The organism is Gottfriedia luciferensis (genome assembly GCF_001712755.1).
Taxonomy (GTDB): Bacteria; Bacillota; Bacilli; order Bacillales; family Bacillaceae_G; genus Gottfriedia; species Gottfriedia luciferensis_B.
Genome location: NZ_MDKC01000003.1, coordinates 80,833 through 101,761, shown reverse-complemented (window position 1 = coordinate 101,761; position 20,929 = coordinate 80,833). Strand labels below are relative to the sequence as shown.

Annotated in this window: 15 protein-coding genes; 2 read left to right on the top strand and 13 right to left on the bottom strand. The window is 34.8% G+C overall.

All coding sequences use genetic code 11. The annotated features are described in order from the left end of the window. Nucleotides 1-168 precede the first annotated feature (168 nt). Nucleotides 169-1,506 carry an APC family permease gene (locus BED47_RS05010; protein ID WP_069032702.1) on the bottom strand — a complete coding sequence of 446 codons (1,338 nt, stop codon included), beginning with the start codon at nt 1,504-1,506 and terminating at the stop codon, nt 169-171. 528 nt (nt 1,507-2,034) lie between these two features. On the opposite strand from BED47_RS05010, the gene BED47_RS05005 reads away from it, so the two are divergent. Further along, a complete protein-coding gene (locus BED47_RS05005) occupies nt 2,035-3,468 on the top strand; it encodes an APC family permease (protein ID WP_069032701.1) in 1,434 nt (477 codons plus the stop codon). An 88-nt stretch (nt 3,469-3,556) separates the two neighbouring features. On the opposite strand, the gene BED47_RS05000 is transcribed toward BED47_RS05005, so the two are convergent. From BED47_RS05000 to BED47_RS04945, 12 genes are all read right to left on the bottom strand, one after another. Then, entirely contained in the window at nt 3,557-4,999 is a 1,443-nt protein-coding gene (locus BED47_RS05000) for a glycoside hydrolase family 1 protein (RefSeq protein WP_069032700.1), read from the bottom strand. Nucleotides 5,000-5,076: 77 nt separating this feature from the next. Continuing rightward, nucleotides 5,077-6,939: a beta-glucoside-specific PTS transporter subunit IIABC gene (locus tag BED47_RS04995; protein ID WP_069032699.1), complete on the bottom strand. Its 1,863-nt coding sequence runs from the start codon at nt 6,937-6,939 to the stop codon at nt 5,077-5,079. Nucleotides 6,940-7,346: 407 nt separating this feature from the next. Further along, complete coding sequence (gene licT, locus BED47_RS04990; RefSeq protein ID WP_069032698.1) at nt 7,347-8,180, bottom strand: BglG family transcription antiterminator LicT; 834 nt, start codon at nt 8,178-8,180, stop codon at nt 7,347-7,349. Nucleotides 8,181-8,694: 514 nt separating this feature from the next. After that, nucleotides 8,695-10,122 (bottom strand): amino acid permease, encoded by a 1,428-nt coding sequence (locus BED47_RS04985; protein WP_069032791.1) that lies wholly within the window; start codon nt 10,120-10,122, stop codon nt 8,695-8,697. A gap of 184 nt (nt 10,123-10,306) precedes the next feature. Then, nucleotides 10,307-10,585 (bottom strand): YokU family protein, encoded by a 279-nt coding sequence (locus BED47_RS04980; protein WP_069032790.1) that lies wholly within the window; start codon nt 10,583-10,585, stop codon nt 10,307-10,309. Then, nucleotides 10,585-12,015: a lysine 2,3-aminomutase gene (ablA, locus tag BED47_RS04975; protein WP_069032697.1), complete on the bottom strand. Its 1,431-nt coding sequence runs from the start codon at nt 12,013-12,015 to the stop codon at nt 10,585-10,587. Before ablA ends, BED47_RS04980 begins: the two co-directional genes overlap by 1 nt. A gap of 254 nt (nt 12,016-12,269) precedes the next feature. Then, nucleotides 12,270-13,658, bottom strand: a complete 1,389-nt coding sequence (locus tag BED47_RS04970; protein WP_069032696.1) for a sigma-54 interaction domain-containing protein — start codon at nt 13,656-13,658, stop codon at nt 12,270-12,272. Between the two features lie 65 nt (nt 13,659-13,723). Further along, nucleotides 13,724-14,587, bottom strand: coding sequence for a putative beta-lysine N-acetyltransferase (gene ablB, locus BED47_RS04965; protein ID WP_069032695.1), 864 nt, complete (start codon nt 14,585-14,587; stop codon nt 13,724-13,726). Further along, nucleotides 14,565-15,878: a peptidase gene (locus BED47_RS04960; protein ID WP_069032694.1), complete on the bottom strand. Its 1,314-nt coding sequence runs from the start codon at nt 15,876-15,878 to the stop codon at nt 14,565-14,567. Before BED47_RS04960 ends, ablB begins: the two co-directional genes overlap by 23 nt. Before the next feature lie 15 nt (nt 15,879-15,893). Beyond that, nucleotides 15,894-16,556, bottom strand: a complete 663-nt coding sequence (locus BED47_RS04955; RefSeq protein WP_069032693.1) for a 3-oxoacid CoA-transferase subunit B — start codon at nt 16,554-16,556, stop codon at nt 15,894-15,896. Then, the gene (locus BED47_RS04950) at nt 16,541-17,239 is read right to left on the bottom strand and encodes a CoA transferase subunit A (RefSeq protein WP_069032692.1); all 699 of its coding nucleotides are present in this window, start codon (nt 17,237-17,239) and stop codon (nt 16,541-16,543) included. The genes BED47_RS04955 and BED47_RS04950 overlap by 16 nt, the downstream gene beginning before the upstream one ends. Further along, nucleotides 17,236-18,570: an aspartate aminotransferase family protein gene (locus tag BED47_RS04945; RefSeq protein ID WP_084006772.1), complete on the bottom strand. Its 1,335-nt coding sequence runs from the start codon at nt 18,568-18,570 to the stop codon at nt 17,236-17,238. The genes BED47_RS04950 and BED47_RS04945 overlap by 4 nt, the downstream gene beginning before the upstream one ends. A gap of 398 nt (nt 18,571-18,968) precedes the next feature. On the opposite strand from BED47_RS04945, the gene BED47_RS04940 reads away from it, so the two are divergent. Then, on the top strand, nt 18,969-20,810 hold the full coding sequence (locus BED47_RS04940) for a terpene cyclase/mutase family protein (protein WP_069032691.1): 1,842 nt from the start codon (nt 18,969-18,971) through the stop codon (nt 20,808-20,810). The last annotated feature ends 119 nt before the right edge of the window (nt 20,811-20,929 follow it).

The following is a 20,929-nucleotide window of genomic DNA, read 5'->3' as shown; positions in this document are numbered from 1 at the left end:
ATATGATTGAATGCATGAATTATTCAATTTTGCATTAATCATTATTCAAAATTGAATTACTTAAAATGCATGATCAAAGAAAAGGGAAATACGAACAAAATATTCCAGAGTAGACAAAAAAGTCACAAGGAGTAAATTTCCTTGTGACTTTTCTTCATTGTGAGTCTGCTATACAGCAGCCTCTTCTTCATATTTAGGAGGTGCAATTTGGAATGCCTTAGTTAAGTAAATTAAATACAATAACCCAACGACGAACCAAATTGTTCCCATTATTAGCGAGCTTTTTTCAATATTAAACCATAGTATTGCTACAGAGCCGGCTCCAATTAAAGGCAAAAGCAAGTAAGAAAAGAAGCCCTTGAATGATCTATGTTTTCCTCTAATGTAAAAATGGTTAATGACTGATAAATTTACAAAAGTAAATGCCATTAATGCTCCAAAGTTAATTAATGAAGTAGCTGTTACTAAGTTGAAAAAGATTGCTGATAATGAAATCACACCGACAAAAATTACGTTAAACGCTGGTGTTTTCCATTTCGGATGAACAAATCCGAACCATTTATCTGGGAAAACTTTGTCACGACCCATTACAAATAACAAACGTGAGACACTCGCATGTGAAGCCAATGCAGAAGCAAGTGTGTTAATAAAAGTAATGCATAAGAAAATTGATTGAAATAATTTACCACCTACATAGAGTGCAATCTCTGGTGATGCAGCATCTGGATGTTTAAATCTAGATATGTCCGGATAGTATAATTGAATGAAAAATGATGTAACTGTGAAGATTACGCCTCCCCAAAGAGCTGTATAAAGAATTGCTTTAGGAATTGTTTTTGCAGGGTTTATTGCTTCTTCTGATAAAGTAGAAACTGCATCAAATCCTAAAAATGAGAAGCAAAGGATTGTTGCACCAGTTACTAATGTACCAAAATGCATTCCGGCATTAAAAAGTGGTTTAATACTGAATCCGCCGTATCCTTCTCCGTGATGTAATCCTTGAATAACTAGAATGATAAAGACTACCATAATCACAAGTTGAACTAATACAAAAAGAGTATTAAAATTCGCCAGCATATTGATACTTCTTAAGTTTAAGAAAGTTACTAGCCCTACAAACCCAACTACCCATATCCAAGTTGGAACATTTGGAAAAAGTGCGTTTAAGTAAATTTTAGTTAATAAAGCATTTACCATAGGAAGGAACAAGTAATCCAGTAAAGATGACCATCCAACAAGGAAGCCTAAGTGACCACTAATTGCCTTCTGGGTGTACGTATATGCAGACCCAGCTTCAGGAAATACTCTTACTAACTTGCCGTAGCTAACAGCTGTAAATAACATTCCTATTAGAGCTACTATATATGCACTTGGTACGTGACCATTAGTTACATCAGAGACAATTCCAAATGTGTCGAAAACAACCATAGGGGTCATATAGGCTAACCCCATCATAACTACTTGCCATAACTTTAAGGATCTTTTTAATTGTGTTTTATTTTCCACCTATCATATCCCCTTCGTTTTTTAGATTAAGCGCTTACACCATTATTACTACTTCCTTATAATTCTTACTTTTCCGACAGAAACCTCCTTTTTTTGAATATTTAAATAAGTCTTTTTCTAGAACTGCAAGTTTTATGCCAAATTATTAATTTTTTGTAAACGTTATAAAGAACAGCTACTATTGCTTTGAAATTAATAAGTATTAATAGAAAAAACGAAATTCCTTTTACTTATATCTACTTTTATGATTGGTCTAGTTGTTATTCAGTACTGCATACATTATTCAAGAACTCATAAGATTTTCTTCTCTTTTTATATGAATCTCTAAAATTACTCACATCTATTAGACTGGCACGGAAGTTGCATTGTTAACGGTAAACTATCACTCTGCCCAATTTTAGGTACAAGAAAATATGTAGATTTTTTACCCGATCGATAATAAAACTTTTAGTTAATCTAATAGGACTAACTATGGGTTTAATTATAAGAAAATTCTGTAAATAAATTCGAATTTGGAGGAGATGATTTATGAGTAAACAAGGTATTGATTCAGATGCTTTACAATCGTTTAACTACAAACAGGAATTACAGCGTTCATTAAAATTTTTTAGTTCATTTGCAGTTGCATTCTCATTTATCTCAATAACAACTGGTATTTTTAGCTCTTATAGTCTTGCTTTAGGAGCAGCCGGACCTGCTGGTATTTGGACTTGGCCATTTGTTATGGTGGGACATTTACTTGTAGCCTTAATATTTGCAGATCTATCAAGCAAAATTCCTTTAAGTGGCTATGTATACCAATGGGTTAGCCGTTTAACGAATCGGGGATTTGGTTGGTTTACAGGTTGGGCAGCTTTATGTTACTTAATTATTGTTGTACCTACTGTTGATTATGGTGTAGCACCGATTTTTCTTGATTTAATTGGTATTAAGAGTACTACTACAGTTCTTACAACAGTCGTATTAATTACAATCGTTATACAAGCATTATTAAATATTTACGGAGTAAGGATTGCTACAATTATTAATAATTCAGCTGTTTATACAGAGGTAATTGGATTTATTGGCATTATTATTATTTTAAGTTTTGTCTTATTTTTCAAAGGAGCAGATTTTTCATTATTAACTTACACTGCTCACAAAGTTGGCTCAAATGGAAGCTATTTAACAGCATTTGTACTATCAGTCGTAATGGGCTCTTATACTTTAGTAGGCTTTGAAGCTGCGGCAAATCTAGCAGAAGAAACAGTTGATGCTAATAAAACCGTACCTAAAGCCATCGTTTACTCAATGTTACTTGCAGGTGTAATTGGATTTGTTTTCTTAATCATTGTTACTTCGGGAATTAAAGATATTAATAGTATCATGGCTTCTGCTTCCCCTATTTCTGATATTTTACAATCACGTTTGGGCACTGCAGTTGCTGACTTCTTCCTTGCATTAGTGATTGTTTCAATTTTTGCTTGTGGATTAATCATTATGGCTTCTGCATCTCGACTTATTTATGCCCTTTCAAGAGACAATGTGTTTTTTGCTTCAAATGTGTTTAAAAAGGTAGATAAAAAACATAATGTACCGTACAATGCGATAATTTTAGTTTCTGTATTAGGCATTATTGCTGTTTTCTATTTTGGGAAACTATCATTATTAATAGGTACTTCTGCGGCACTTCCGGCCATAATTTACTTAATTACTGTAATTGCATACGCTACTAAAATTAAAACTTTACCGGATACAGATGGTTTTAAGCTAGGAAAATGGCGACTACCTGTTACGATTCTTGCGATTATTTGGCTAGTATTTGAAGTTGGTATTTTAACACTCCCAAAAGATTTCCTACCAACAACTAAAGTAATCCTTTATTTATTTCTTGCTGGGATTGTTATTTACTGGGCTCTATTCAGATCTAGAATACAGGAAGGGAAAATTGGTATTAATTTAGAGAAGGATTTGGATGTGTAAAGTATGAAGTTATAAAATAATAGATTAATAGAAAAAACGTACATATTTATTTCAAAATATGTACGTTTCTTCTATTTTTCTTTCATAATTAATCAAGTTGTTCCCCATTAGTTTGAATAACATTTTGGTACCAATAAAATGATTTTTTCTTTTTGCGCTCTAAAGTTCCGCTTCCATCATCTTGTTTATCTACGTAAATAAAGCCGTAACGTTTAGACATTTCACCTGTAGACGCACTTACTAAGTCAATGCATCCCCATGGAGTGTAACCCATTAGTTCAACTCCATCCTCGATTGCCTCACCAATAGCCTCAATATGACTACGTAGGTAATCAATACGGTAATCATCGTTAATCGAACCATCTTCTTCAATTTGATCATATGCTCCAAGACCATTTTCTACGATGAATAATGGTTTTTGGTAGTGGTCATATAATTGATTTAATCCAATGCGAAGACCAGTTGGATCGATTTCCCATCCCCAATCACTTTCTTTTAAAAATGGATTTTTAACACCACCAACTAAATTACCTTGGCTACTTTCTTCGTTCGTTTTATGTTTTTTCTCAGTGCGAGACATATAGTAGCTTAACGATATGAAATCAACTGTTCCTTCTTTAATAATTTCTAAGTCACCGTCTTGAATAGCTAAGTTGATATCATTATCTTTCCAGAAGCGTTTTGCAAATGCTGGATATGCACCTCTAACTTGAACATCTCCACAGTAGTTATTCCAAAGGCGAGACTCTTGTAGAGCATACATTACATTTTCAGGGTTTGAGTCGTAATTGTAAGTCGGGACATATACAAGCATACAACCAATTTGGCTACCCGGAATGATCTCATGACCTGCCTTTACAGCTAATGCACTTGCTACAAATTGGTGATGAAGTCCTTGGAAGCTATCCTGCAATTGTGTTTCTTTACTTTCAGGAGAAAATCCAAGACCTAATAGTGGTAAATGCGTTGCACCATTAATTTCGTTAAAAGTTAACCAGTATTTTACTTTGTTTTTATAGTATTCGAATAATGTTGTTGCATATCGATTAAAGAATTCGATTACTTTACGGTTACGCCAGCCACCATATTCTGTAATTAAGTGTAATGGAATTTCGTAGTGAGAAATTGTTACAACTGGTTCAATATTATATTTTTTTAGTTCATCAAACACACGATCATAGAAAGCTAAACCTGCTTCGTTTGGCTCTAATTCATCGCCTTTTGGAAAGATACGACTCCATGCAATACTCATACGATATGTTTTAAATCCCATTTCTGCAAAAAGTGCAATATCTTCTTTATAACGGTGATAGAAGTCAATTCCATCATGATTCGGATAGACATATTTTTCTTTATTTATTTTAAAATCAAATCCCGGTTCTTGAATAACTTTTAATCTTACTTTTCCTCCAGGCATAACATCTGCTAAATTTAACCCTTTTCCACCTTCTTGGTAAGCACCTTCTAATTGATTGGCAGCAGTTGCTCCGCCCCATAAAAATCCTTTAGGAAATGAATAGTTTTTTGTCATAATGTTCCCCTCCACAATTTTTATTAAAATATTCTGACTGCTGACTTTAAAGACGGCAGTCAGAATCGTTTTCTAAATTAACCACAAATCGTTAAAAGTGTTTCATTTTCTTTAACGTTTTCTTTATTTACGGCATTAATTTCTAGATAATTAGTACTATTTGTAATAACGATAGGAGTTGTAACCTCGTAGCCTGCTTCTTTAATTTTTACTAAATCAAATTCAACTAGTAAGTCCCCAGCTTTCACAACGTCACCTTGGCTAATATGTGCTGTGAAAAATTCACCATCTAATTTAACTGTGTCCATTCCAACGTGAATTAGAATTTCAATTCCATTTTCAGATGTAATGCCAATCGCGTGCTTCGTTCTAAATAAAGTTGTAACAACACCATCTACAGGAGAAACAACTTTTCCCTCTTGAGGTTCGATGGCAATACCTTTACCTAAAGCTTCACTTGAGAATGTAGCATCCTTAACATCAGTTAAAGGTACAACTTTTCCTTTTATAGGACTTACTACTTCTTGAATACGGTTTTGATCAACGTTTTTTACTTCATTTACTACTTTTTCTTCCTTTTTGTCTTCTTTTACTTTTACATCCTCGAAGCCAATAAAGTATGCAGCAACTGTACCTGCGATAAACGCAATCGGTAAACCGATCAACGCATAAACAAATGTTTCACCAATAAAGAAAGGAATTCCTGGTAGACCAGCGTTACTTGGAATAACGTATAGTTTTACGGCCATCAATGCATAGTAAGCTCCACCGATTGCTCCACCTACTAAAGCCCCAATGAATGGCTTTTTAAGTCTCATATTTACACCATACATCGCTGGTTCTGTTACACCCATTAAAGCTGTCATACTAACTGAAAGTGCTAATGATTTAAATGATTTATTTTTTGATTTTAAGAATACTGCAAAAGCCGCTCCAGCTTGCCCCATATTAGCCATGAACATTGCTGGAAGGATTGTATCGTATCCTTTTGTGCTTAAGTTTCCAACTACAATTGGAAGAAACGCGTAGTGCATACCAGTCATAACGATTAAAGAGAATGTACCTCCAAGCAGAAGCCCTGCAAAAATACCTGTATGAGCATATAGGAACGTAACACCTTTAGAAAGACCAGTACCAATGAATACACCAAGTGGACCAACAGCAATTAAAGTGATCGGAACCATTACCAATAGAGTAATAGTCGGTACAATTATTAGTTTAACCATGCTCGGAGTTACACGATCAGTCCATTTTTCTACATAAGATGCAATCCAAATTGCCAATAAGATTGGAATAACGGACGAAGCATATGTTACAGCCGTTACAGGAAGTCCGATAAAATGAACTGGTTTGCCACTACTTAATAAAGCTGTAATGGACGGATGCATAATCGCACCAGCGATTGAAACTGCAACAAATTGATTGGAACCGAATTTTTTCGCTGCACTAAAAGCAACTAAGAACGGTATGAAGTAGAATGCACCGTCTCCGATTGCATTCATTATGATATATGCTTGACTTTTGTCTGAAATCCAGTGGAATGTCAAAAGAATTGCAAGAATTGCTTTGATCATACCCGCTCCAGTGATTGCAGGTAATATTGGTGCAAATGTTCCAGATATTACATCAAAAATACTTCCTATCCCTTTACCTTTAGCTTTTTTATTACCATCTGAATTACTAGAATTAATATTGGCACTTTTATTTATTTCATCAAATACTTTTACAACATCGTTTCCAATGATTACTTGAAATTGAGTGCCACTTCTGTTTACTCCCATAACACCATCAATTGCTTCGATTTTAGCTTTGTTTTTATCTGCTATGCTATCATCGTTCAAATTAAATCGAAGCCTAGTAATACAATGAATTAAATTGGTTATATTTTTTTCCCCACCGACTAAATCAATAATCTCACTAGCAGTTCGTTTATAATCCATAAATACCCCTCCTCAAATTATGGAAAATTTCAAAAATAATTAAAACATCTTCCTAGTTATTATTTTAGTAAAATAAAAAAAACCTAAACTACAGAAGCATGAAAAATCATCATACACTCTTGTAATTTAGGTTTTGCCTGCATGACCAGTAACAATCCTGAATTTTGTTATTTAATTTTAATTAAATACAGCGATATGTAAACTGGCCTATCTTGACTTCCTTCGTCCGGATCAAAAGTGTCCCAAGAAAACAAAAAACCTAAACTGCAACCTCTTAAAAAACATAAGAGACGACAATTTAGGTTTTGCCTGCACGACCAGTAACAATCCTATAAAATCGGATGTATTTAATTGATAATTTGATATTATCACTGTAAATTAACATTGTCAACGCTTTCATCAAAAAATTAATTTCTATTAACAACGCGAGCAATATGAATTGTTAGATAAAGTTTTTCTTCTGTACTTAATTCATATTCATATTTTTTTAGAACAAAATCTTTGATTTTTTCTGTACATATTGAGGCATCTTTATATTTCTCTTTTATTGTATTGAACAGAAAATCTTCCTCATTATTTAAATATGTCTTACTAAAAATCCTTTGAGCAAAAAATTTAAGATGTGTGACAAATCGATAATAGTTTAAAGATTCCTCATCAAACTCAATTTTAAAATGATATTTTACAATAGTTAATATTTCTTGAATGAACTTTGTAATATTTACAATATTCGTCATTTCCTCATTCAATTCCGCGTTTACTACATGCAAAGCAATAAAACCTGCTTCATCCTCAGGTAAACGGATCCCTGTTTTTTGCTCAATAATATTTAAAGCATGTTTACCAACCGAAAATTCTTCCTTATACAGTCGTTTTACTTCCCAAAGTAACGGGTTCTTGATTTCGAGTCCATTTTTCTGTCTATATAAGGCAAAATGAATATGATCTGTCAGAGACACATAAATACTTTCACTTAATTTTTTTCCCAATGTCTCTTTTGCAAAGCGGATAATTTCATCTGACAGTTCCATATATTGTAAAGGAATTTCTTCAAGCAGCTTCTTAAAATGCTCCGATAAATCCTTGTTATCCAACTTGAAAACCTTTTCAATCAGTTGCTCATCAACAGGATCACCTGGTTTTTTCTTAAAGGCTAGCCCTCTCCCCATAACAACCATTTCTTTATTTTGCTCATTCAAAACGCTTACTACATTGTTATTAATCACTTTATGGATGATCATCTATTTCACCTCTCTTGCGAAGGATTATTTGCGATACCATTTATTCTTTCTATACTAAAGCTTCTTTTTTTACAGGTCAATTTTACTACATCTATAGGTAAAAAAAACCTAAATAACCAATGTCTAACATTAAGACATTAATCATCTAGGTTTTGCCTGCATTGCAGTAACAATCCTTTTACTTATAAGATACAGATAATTATAAAAAATATCATATTTATTAACAAGATATTTTTATTTTTTGATTCTGTAAGAGTATAGGATTGCTATACATACATAAAGACCAGTGTACTTTTTACTATTTTGCTCTGCTAGTTTATTCCAAATTCTTCAGTTGGATGAACGACTGAGTACTCTCTGGTGTCTGCTAAAAAATCTATATCAGCAATTTAAATTATAAAATATAATGAATTTTCAGATAAAAAAAGAGATGCTAATTCTCATACGAATTACATCTCCAAACAATTACGATTCAATTAAAAGTTAGATCTTTTTATCAATTAAAATATGTCATTCACGCTTCATTCTCCAAATCACACTCATTAAGCTGAACAATTTTTGTTCTTTTTATTAGTTTATATCCAATCCATAAAATAAGGAATAATGGCAGCCCTATATATGAAACAAGTACACCGTTCCAGTCAATTGCTTTGCCCATAAATGCTGAATAGTTTTGTCCAAGAATAACGACCCCACATAGTACAAAAGCAAATATTGGTCCGAACGGGAACCATTTCGCTTTATACGGTAGGTCATTTAAATCCTTTCCTTGTGCTACGTATGCTTTACGGAATCGGTAATGACAAATTGCTATTCCAAGCCAAGCAATAAAACCAGACATACCTGAAGCATTAAGTAACCAAACGTAAACAACTCCGTCGCCAAATAGAGAAGCTAAAAATGCTAATGTACCGACTGCCGCTGTAATGATTAATGCATTAACAGGTACACCCCTTTTATTTAACCTACCTAATGCTTTTGGAGCTTTCCCTTGGCGAGCCATATCCCACAGCATTCGAGCTGAAGCATACATTCCAGAGTTTCCAGCTGATAAAACTGCCGTTAAGATTACTGCATTCATTACAGACGCTGCAAATGCAATGCCAGCTTTATCAAAAACTAGCGTAAATGGACTAACAGCTACATCTCCACTTGCTAGATTATGATTTGTATATGGTATTAACAGACCTATTACAAATATGGATAATACGTAAAATAATAAAATACGCCAAAAGATTTGGCGAGCCGCACGAGGAATATTTCGCTCTGGTTCCTCACTCTCCCCAGCAGCTACCCCTAATAACTCGGTACCTTGGAAAGAAAATCCAGCTGCCATAAAAATGCCAAGTGTCGCCATGAATCCTCCATGAAACGGAGCATCACCAACTGTAAAGTTTTTAAACCCTACTGCATCTCCACCAATAATTCCAAAAATCATTAAAAATCCCGAAATTAAAAAAATGATTACTGTAACAACTTTTATAATAGAAAACCAGTATTCAGATTCCCCAAACCCTTTAACAGACAGATAGTTTAAAAGAAAGATAATAGCTAAAAATAATGAACTCCATAAGAGTGAGGATGTATGTGGCAACCAGAATTTCATAACCATTGTAACTGCGGCTAATTCAGCTGCTATCGTAATTGCCCAGTTATACCAGTAATTCCAGCCAAGTGCAAAACCAAGTGCAGGGTCAACGAATTTTGTTGCGTATGTACTAAAAGATCCTGCAACTGGCATATATGTAGCCATCTCAGCAAGGCTTGTCATTAAAAAGTACACCATTATTCCAATCGCTATGTAAGCTGCTAGAACACCACCTGGCCCTGCATTATGGATTGCTCCTCCACTTGCCAAAAATAGACCTGTTCCAATTGTTCCTCCTAGTGAAATCATTGTAATATGGCGAGGTTTTAATCCACGCTTCAACTCTTGAGGCATGGAAGGAATATGACTCTCAGAATCAATGACTGTTATTGTGTTTACCGTATTTTTCATTAAAATACTCCTTTTCAGTCGTTTTTTGGATTCGATAATTTTCTGCTTTTTTTAAACGTCCATTGGCGGGTTTAGGAAAAGTTTGAACATTAGAGAAAATGAGAAGCGAATGGTCGCTTCTCATTTCTTATTTGGAAAAGTCGAAATAATTCCTCTTTAATAATCTTTGTTGCTCGATCAACCCATTATATGAAGTCGATTTACCAAGCAGCTTCGTGTCAATTAAATATAATTGCTCTTCAATTGCACTAACAGTATCATCTGTTTGATATGTTATTTTACAATCTAAGCAAATGATACATGGTGTTTCTTTAATCTCAATTGCCTTCGTACCATCAGGAAGTTCCCAGTAGACTGTATTTGTTGATTCAACTATGTTAGCTGATTCGCACCACTGACATTTCATCATTCAGTGTCTCCTTGCGCACTTCCTACTAGCTTTTCACTAACTTGGATTTTTGTAAGCTGTGCTTGGAATTTCTTTTCTTTTAATTCGTCGCGTTTATCGCGCTTATCTTTTAAAGAAGCATGCTCTGGATTTGTTGCATATGTTTTACGAACTTCCATACGTTGTAAACCTTCTGGTACAAGATTGAATTTTGTTTCATTCATTAATCCAGCGATTCCTGCATTGGAACGTTTTTCATCCATATTAGGATAAATTTCTTTAAAGTATGCTTCTGCTCTTCCTGGTACGTAATTTTGTGGTTCTGGATAAGTAGTAATTACACCTTCAAAATTACGAAGAACAACTTTATCAGCACTTTGAGAAATTAAGTAATTTGGTTGAAGAGAAATTTTTCCTCCACCACCCGGTGCGTCTACTACAAATGTTGGTACTGCATATCCAGAAGTATGGCCGCGTAATCCTTCCATAATTTCTAAACCTTTTGAAACAGGCGCACGGAAGTGACCAATTCCTTCTGATAAATCACATTGATAAATATAATATGGACGAACACGAATTTTAACTAAATCATGCATTAGCTTTTTCATAATTGGTACACTGTCGTTAATTCCAGCTAAGATTACGGCTTGGTTTCCTAATGGTACACCAGCATTTGCAAGCATTTCGCAAGCTCGTTTCGATTCCTCTGTAATTTCAATTGAAGTATTAAAGTGAGTATTTAACCAAACCGGATGATATTTTTTTAAGATATTACAAAGATTTTCAGTAATACGTTGCGGGAATACTACAGGTGCCCTTGTACCAATACGGATAATTTCCACATGTGGAATATCACGTAAATTTTTTAAAATATACTCTAAAATATTATCGTTAATTAAAAGACCGTCTCCACCTGAAATAAGTACATCTCGTACTTGAGGATTTTTGCTAATGTAATTAATAGCAGCATCAAGCTGTTTCTTTGGCACTCCCATTCCAATTTGTCCTGAGAAACGACGTCTAGTACAGTAACGACAGTACATTGAGCATTGATTTGTTACTAAAAATAGGACACGATCTGGATAACGATGTGTTAAACCTGGTACAGGAGAATCTTCATCCTCATGAAGTGGGTCCTCTAAATCATACTTAGTTTTATGAATCTCCGCAGAGATTGGTACTGATTGCATACGAACTGGACAACGTGGGTCATCCGGATTCATTAACGATGCATAATATGGGGTAATGTTTAGTGGAATTGTTTTTGTCGCAATTCGTACCCCATCTTCTTCGTCTGGCGTGAGATTAATTACTTGCTTTAACTCATCCAATGATTTGATGGTATTTGTAAGTTGCCAAACCCAATCATTCCATTGTTCATCTGTTACATCTTTCCATAATTCAACTTCTTTCCAATGTCTTTTTGGAGCATAGACTGCATTTACCATACTTACATCCCCTTTCAAACTGTTTGTTTTAATATATAGCAAGAGCCGTGCCAAAAATTTACAATTATTTAATAAAAACGCTACAAATATAGAAAATTCAAACTATTTTGCCTGTTTTTTTATTTTTTAAAGCTAAAATTTTAAGTTGGTATCTTCCCAAGATGAATCAAACATAATAAAACCGCCTAAAATTAGGCGGCTTGGCTATTGAATGAAGTGCTAAAACTAAATTTTTTAGAAGATTAAATTGTTGTTTATACTAAGATATTTAACTTTTGAATCTTATATTGAAGAGTTTGCCTAGGTATTTCAAGTAGTGCTGAAGCTTGTTGAATATTAGAATTCGTTTGTAGTAAAGCTTGTTTAATGAGTGAAATTTCCATTTCCTGCATTGCCGAACGTAAAGGCTGAACTCCTTTTGTTTCAGTACTTTTCTTAATTTGTTGTAGTTGAATCGGTAGATGTTTGACTGTAAGAGTATGCCCTTCTACCATAATCATAGCATGCTCAATCGTATGCTTTAGTTCCCGAACATTACCAGGCCAATTATACTGATGGAATAACTCAAATACAGTATGTTCTACATTTCGGATATTCTTTGAAAAACGTTCATTGAATTGCTCAACAAAATGAGACGTGAGCAGCTCGATATCATAATTCCTTTCTCTTAACGGAGGTATGAACAAAGAAAACACATTCAAACGATAATACAAATCCGGTCGCATAATACCGTTTTGAACGCAATCTAAAGGTGATTCATTAATTGCAGCGATTACTCTTACATTAACTTTACGAGTCTTTTGATCACCTATTCGGCGAACAACTCCATCCTCTAGTACTCTTAGTAGCTTGGCTTGAAGCTCTAATGGCATCGAATTTAGTTCATCTAAAAACAAGCTTCCACCATCGGCAAGTTCAAATAACCCTGCTCGATCAATCGCTCCCGTATAACTACCTTTTGTCGTACCAAATAGTATACTTTCCAGTAATGATTCTGGTAAAGCAGCACAGTTTTGAGCAATAAAAGGGCTTTCACTTCTATTTGAACTATGGTGAATTGACTGGACAAAAAGTTCTTTTCCAGTTCCAGTTTCACCAACTACCAGTACTGCAGAGTCTGCATTTGCTACCTTTTCAACTTGATTTTTTACGGCCATTAAAGCAGGGTCATTTGTTAATATATCTGTGATCGTATATGAGTGAACTTGTTTAGCTTTTCCTTTTTTTACTTGCGTTTTAATCCTCGCTTGTAAGTCTAATACCTTCTCACCAAGCGATTTAATTGTAGAATAATCCTTTGCAATTTCAACCGCACCGATCAATTGATCATCCAAAATGATCGGAATTGTCGTGTTAACAGTATCAATAAATTGGCCTTTAATATTTTCATAGCGTTGAGGCTGTTGAATAATCGCTTGTTTTGTTTCTAGTACTTTCAATAAGGTACTTGTTTCTTTCGTTAAAGAAGGGAAAGCTTCTAGTACATGCTTTCCCAGAACCTCCTCAACTGAAACACCGTCATGGTCAGCCGCAACTTGATTATAAAATATAGTCATTCCATTTTTGTCGACTGCGTGAATTGATTCATCGATACTATTTAATATGGCACTAATCATTTCATTAGTTGGAATTGTTGCGTTCATTTCATAACCATCCTTTCACTGCCGAAAACTTGGCGATTTGACGCTCAATTTTCGGCAGTTTGACATTAAAAGACTATTTTTGAAAGATCTTTCACCCATACGTTCATATCTTCTAATTTATCAAAGATATAGCAGTTGTTTGTCATTCTTCCAGTGTACTTATACCCTAATTGATGAAAGGCTGCATTCATTCCATATGATAATGCTCGCGCGATCGTATAAGAGCAATAAACTGATTGGCTTACTAAATCCTGTTCTAACTTCTTCATTAGCTCCTTCATCAATCCATGCTTACGATGCTCTTCAAGTGTTGCACAATTTGTTAGCTCAGCATTTCTTTGACTGAAGTCCACTTCAGCAGATGCTGCGCTTACAATATTTCCATCTTTCTCATAAACCCAATAAATAGTCCCTTCATCCATCGTCTTTTCAACATAGGCGGATTCATTTAAAGGTGTAGGATATACCTTAAAAACTTGACCATATAATTTAGCAAGTTTAGTTGAGTCATTTTTTTCAGCTCTTCGTAAAACATAATCGTTCGGAATTACCTTTTCTTTTGATCGATCACTCTTTAAAACAGCATCTAAAATGTCATCTCCAGCGTCCCAATAAAGACTATTTCTTCTATCCTGGCTAGCATATTTCGTAACGAAAAAGCCATCACTACCTTGAAAATAGCCTTTCAGTGCAGATTCAATCATATATCCTGATTGTAAGAAGGAATATAAATGTTCACTTCTTGCTTTAATAATTAGCTTAGTAAATTTGTTTTCTTTTGCTAATTTTTCTATTCTCTCAATTAGTAGTGATACATTCCCTAAGTAAAAATCAACTCGAATTCGCTCATTAAAATAATCTAAAGCACCTTCGAAATAATAGTTTTCCTGTTGAACTTTAATTGTTTCATAATACTTTTTCGTTTTCATATGCTCCCTCACCTTCATGTTGTTGGCCCTCAACTCCACACCAGTCAATTAATGTACAGGCAATGATTTCTGCAGCTAAAAACATTTGATCTAAATCAATAAATTCATCTGGGTAGTGAGCTACTTTTGTCTCTCCTGGTCCAAAAACAATCATTGGAATATTTAAAATTTGTGTAAATAATCCTCCATCAGTTCCCCATGGTGCAGCTTCAACTACTGGGTTTTGTTTCATTGTTTCAAGATAGTTTTGTTGCAAAGTTTGCACTAATTCACTATCAGCTTCAACAGTACCAGGAACCCATCTTGCTCCAAACCACTCTACTTCTACAGGATTTTCTACGAACCAATCATCAAGATTTTTAATATTATCTATCCAATTCTCAAATTCTATTTTCGCATCTTCTAATCTCTCATTTGGCGCAACTCCGAATCTTCCTTCTAAAGTCACTAAATCAGATACAGAAGATGGCCATGTTCCACCGTGAATTGTTCCAATATTGATTGGAATTGGAATCGGTACTCCATCATATAACGGATCAGCTATTCGTTCATTTCGTAATTGCTCAAGTTTTTGGATTTGTTGAATGATAAGTACGCTTTTTTCAATAGCGCTTACACCTTCGTAACGAGTACCTCCATGTGCTACCTTACCTTTTACTTTGAGACGGAACCACATTGATCCTTGCTGCTTAATGAAAAATTTCATATTTGTTGGTTCAGGTATAATAACACCATCAGCTGAGTATCCTCGCAATATAGTAGCAAGTGTACCAGCACCACCACTCTCTTCCTCGATTACACTTTGAAAATAAACATTTCCTTTTAGTGTAATACCACTTCGTTTTATTGCTTCTATTGCTAAAATTAGCGCAACATTTCCGCCCTTCATATCAGTTGCTCCACGCCCATAAAGCTTGTTATCTACAACTGTTGCACTGTAAGGAGCGTATGTCCATTGCTGAATATTTCCTTCTGGAACAACATCTATATGTCCATTTAGGATCATAGACTTTCCTCCGCTCGTTCCTTTAAGCGTAGCGACAATATTAGGACTACCAGTAAAACTGTCTCTTGTTGAAATAAAATAAGGATGCTCTTTCATTTCTTTTAGATCTGGTTCCCATACGTCTAAATCCAAATCAAGTTCTCTTAGTTTTTCAAGGACAATTGCTTGTGCCTTACTCTCATTACCAGACACACTATTTTCCATTACTAGCTGTTTAAGAAGATCAACTGTTTTATCTTTATGATTGCTTATATAATCTTGAATAACTTTTTTGTAATGACTCATCCTCTTCACCCTTTTCTATATAAACATTTTTAAATCCGTACTAATTTCTAGTTTCGCACCAGTCTTTTCAATTACATCCTCTACAGTATATGGACTCATTAGTTCTTTAAGCACTAAAGTATCATCGACTACTTCAATGACAGCCATTTCCGTTATGATTAAATCAACACAAGACTTAGAAGTTAATGGCAAACTACATTCTTTCACAATTTTTGGATTCCCAGCTTTGTCGGTATGATTCATAACGACTATTACTCTCTTAGCCTTTTGAGCTAAATCCATTGCTCCACCTATTCCTGGTACACGCTTTCCAGGTACAATCCAGTTTGCTAAATCTCCTTTTTCACTAACTTGTAATGCCCCTAGAACCGTTAAATCTAGTAAACCTCTTCGTATAATGCCAAAAGCAGTAGCACTATCAAAATAGCTAGAACCTTTTAAAACAGTGATTGGGAAACCACCTGCATTACATAAATTTTCATCCTCTTTCCCTTTTTCGGGACTCGGTCCAATTCCCATAACACCATTTTCCGCATGGAACATAACATGTACATCTTCTGGTAAGTAATCGGGAACAATGGATGGAATTCCAATTCCTAAATTTACGATCATTCCGTTTTTTATTTCCTTAGCAGCTCGCATCGCAATTTTTTGACGAAAGTCTATTCCCATGCCCATTTCCAGTTCACTCCTTCTGATGAAATTATGTAATCAACAAACACACCTGGAGTTACGATTTCCTCAGGATTCAACGAGCCAAGTGGAACGATTTCTTCCGCTTCTACAATCGTAATATCTCCTGCCATAGCCATATGAGGATTCATATTCCTTGCACTCTTGTCAAAAACCAAGTTTCCAAATGGATCAGCTTTCTTTGCAAAAATAATACTAACTTCTGCTTTAAGAGCTTCTTCAACTAGAAATTGTTTACCTTTTACAAACACTTTCTCTTTACCGTCTTCTGTCATACTATCAAGACCTACATCTACTAAAACTCCTCCAAGTCCCATTCCTCCAGCACGGATACGCTCTGCTAAAGTACCCTGCGGAGAAAATTCTACTTTGAGCTTTCCTTCCGTCATTAATTTTCCGGCAAACGGATTCGATCCTATATGAGATGTCACAATTGATTTGATTCTTTCATTCCTTACCATCCTTCCGATACCAATATCCGGAAATCCAGTATCATTGCTAATTAAGTGAAGATCCTTAACTCCACTATCAAATAATGCTTGAAGTAAAGTTGGCGGTGAACCGACTCCTCCAAATCCTCCAACCATTAGTGTCATGTCATCATGAAAAAATTGAAGAATTTGTTCTATAGTTGCTATTTTTTTATAAGTATTTTCAACTAAATTCATACTGTTTCCCCCTTAGCTGTAAAAGTAAGATGGGATTGTTCCATTTCCAATTCCTTTAAACCATCTGTAAGAATTTGAAGCAATTCATCCATTTCCCCATATGTAATCGTTAAAGGTGGCGCAATCATGAAAGCTGAATCTTCTTTTCCGTTTTTTCCAGCAACAGAAGGGTATAAAAGTAGCCCCTTACTCATTACTTTTTGAATAAAGGAACTTGATTTAATACCGTGAATAAATTCAATGCCGATTAACAAACCTTTTCCTCTAACATCTCCAATGAATGGAAATTTCTCTTTTAATCCTTGGAGCTTATTCAACAGATAATTACCTTTTTCTTCTGCGGCTTGTACTAAATTATGTTTCTCAACATACTCAATTACGGCTAATGAAACAGCAGCTGATAGTGGGTTAGCACTAAAAGTATGTCCACTCATAACAAGTTTTGAACCTTGCATAATCGGTTCCATAACTCGATCACTAGCAATCATTGCAGCCATTGGTGTATAGCCAGATGTTAATCCTTTTCCTAGCGTAACGATATCAGGCTGAACACCCCAATGCTCCATTGCAAACATTTTCCCAGTACGTCCAAGACCAGTCATAACCTCGTCTGCAATCAGTAAAATATCGTACTTTTCACAAATAGCTTTAATTCTTTGGTAATAACCTTTAGATGGTACAATCGCACCGCCTGCAGCACCGATAATTGGTTCAGCAATAAATGCAGCAATATGTTCAGGGCCAATTCGATCAATGGCTGTTTCTAATTCAGATGCACACGCTAAATCACAAGATGGATGTTCTAAGTTGAAAGGACATCGATAGCAATATGGTGGTGAAACTGAAGGGTAATCCTCCAGAATTGGTACAAATCTTTGACGTCTTAAAGGGTGACCAGACATAGATAAAGCTCCAATTGTTATGCCATGGTAACTCATCCAACGTGAGAGGATTTTATTCTTCCCCTTCATTCCCTTTTCTTGGTAATGCTGTATCGCTAGTTTCATAGCAGTTTCTGTTGCTTCAGTACCACTATTAACAAAGAACGTCCAATTTAAATCACCTTGAGTGATATCACTCAGCTTCTTTGCTAGCTTCTCAGCAGGTTCACTCGTAAACTGTGAACGATAAACAAAAGAAACTTGTTTTGCTTGTTCAGTCATAACATCAATGATTTCTTCAACCCCATGACCAATTCCCACAGTAATTGCTCCGGATGAACCATCAATGTACCTATTACCATCTTGATCATATAGGTACACACCCTTTCCATGAGAAATCATAGGATAATGCTGGCCAAGTAATGGTTTAATTAAATAATCTCTTTCCACTTTTTATCCCCATCCTTCCTGATGTAAAACGCAAAAAGCCACACTACTAAATATTGGAAATTTAAATAGAGGGTATTTTTTAGTATTCTTGCTTTCTGAGATACTTCCTTTTTATTTTTTTCACTTAATCTCTGTAACTAAAAATTAATTAGCTGTTTTTACTTCTTAACTAAAGATTTGTACAGATAGTTGCCCGCCCCAATTGATGGCCATATACATATCTATATAAAAGAAAACTCGTCGACTGATGATCCTTTTTGGTTAAGTCAGAAGCGTAGTTGCACTTATACTTAACTCCTAAAATTGGCAACCACGTCGAGTAAGATTCCCTGCTGCCAATTTATAATTTTTAACGAGAAAAAATATGTATCACAATCAGTTGGCGGTGAAGATCAAAAATGGATTTATCGGAGAAAGTTAGAGCTGAGATAGATAGTCTAATAGATAAAATTAAATTGGATCAGAGTGATGATGGATCATGGAGATATTGCTTCGAGAGCGGTCCTATGACAGATGCCTATATGATTATTATTTTAAGAACGATTGAATGCCATGATGAAGAACTAATTAAGAAGCTGGTAAATCGTTTATTAATAAAGCAAGACGACAGTGGGGCGTGGAAACTTTTTGATGATGACTCAGGAAATTTATCGGTAACTGTAGAAGCTTACACTGCATTGCTTTTCTCGGGTTATATAGAAACTACTGATAAAAAAATGAAGAAAGCAGAAACGTTCATTCGTCAAAATGGGGGATTAGAGAGTGTACACGTCTCCACTAAATTTATGCTTGCCTTACATGAATTGTATCCATGGCCTAGATTTTTTCCAGTCCCTCTCCTTTTGATGAATTTACCAAAGTTTCTTCCTTTCTCCTTCTTTAAATTTAGTTCTTATGTTCGATTCCACTTTGCTCCACTTTTAATATTAGGACATAAAAAATTTACGATTAAAAATAAATGGACACCTACTATACAACATTTATTTACAAACAATAAATTTAAAGCGATGAACAAAAAGCGGAATTTCCCATATTTTAAAATACCTTTCAAAAAAACTTTATCCAAAATGGCTATTAAGAAGGCCGAGCAATATATTCTTCAAAATATTGAAGGAGATGGAACATTATCTAGTTATGCCAGCGCTACTTTTATTGGAATTTATGCACTTCTTTCATTAGGTTATCAAGCTACTTCTCCCGTCATTCAAAATGCTATTTTAGGTATAAAATCTTTCCTATTTGAATTGGAAGATTCCCTTCATATCCAAAATTCCCCTTCGACAATATGGGATACAGCACTTACTAGTTATGCATTGCAGGAAGCAGGTGTGCCAATAACTGATAAAGTGATTGAGTCCGCTTCTAACTACTTAGTCTCCCTCCAACATACGGTAGTCGAGAAAGATCATAGGATTTGTTTAGGAGGATGGGGTTTTACGGAAAGTAATACTCAAAATCCGGATGTAGATGATACACAAGCAGTCTTAAGAGCAACAACTGATTTCTCTTTAATAGATGATGGTTATCGAAAGTCTTGGAACGCTGGGGTGAAATGGTTATTGGATATGCAAAATAAGGACGGCGGATGGGCCTCATTTGAAAAAAACAGTAGCAAGTACTTAAAACTCATCTTTCCTATCCAAAATTTTGTTGATACTGCTGTTGATCCATCTACAGCAGATTTGACTGGAAGAACAATCGAATTTCTAGGATCTAAATTAAAATTAAATAAAGTTCATCCAAGAATTGATGATGGAGTTAATTGGTTAATCCATCATCAACACGAAGATGGTTCATGGTACGGTCGTTGGGGGATTTCATATATTTATGGAACATGGGCCGCTATTACTGGTATGAAATCGGTCGGTATCCCCTCAAATCACCCTAGCATTCAAAAAGCTAATAACTGGTTACTCAATATAAAAAACGAAGATGGTGGCTGGGGTGAGTCTTGTAAAAGCGATATAGAAAGAAAGTATATCCCTCTTTCTTATTCGACAATTGTTCATACATCATGGGTTGTGGATACGCTCATTTCAATCAACGATTATCCTACTAGTGAAATTGACGATGGAATATCAAACATTTTAAACTGGTTAAATATCCATGATAAGCGATTGACCTATCCGACAGGTGGAGGATTACCAGGTCATTTTTATATAAATTACCATAGCTACCGTTATATTTGGCCCTTATTGACATTAAGTCATTATCTAAAAAAGTATAAGACAAGTGACTAATTTATGATTTCTAGTTAAACGCCTCGTCCCTATTTTCTTTAACGGCATATAATACATTGTTGAAAAAATATTTGTGTGCATGTCATTTTAGTTAATGGTTTAAACAATAAAGGAGTGGC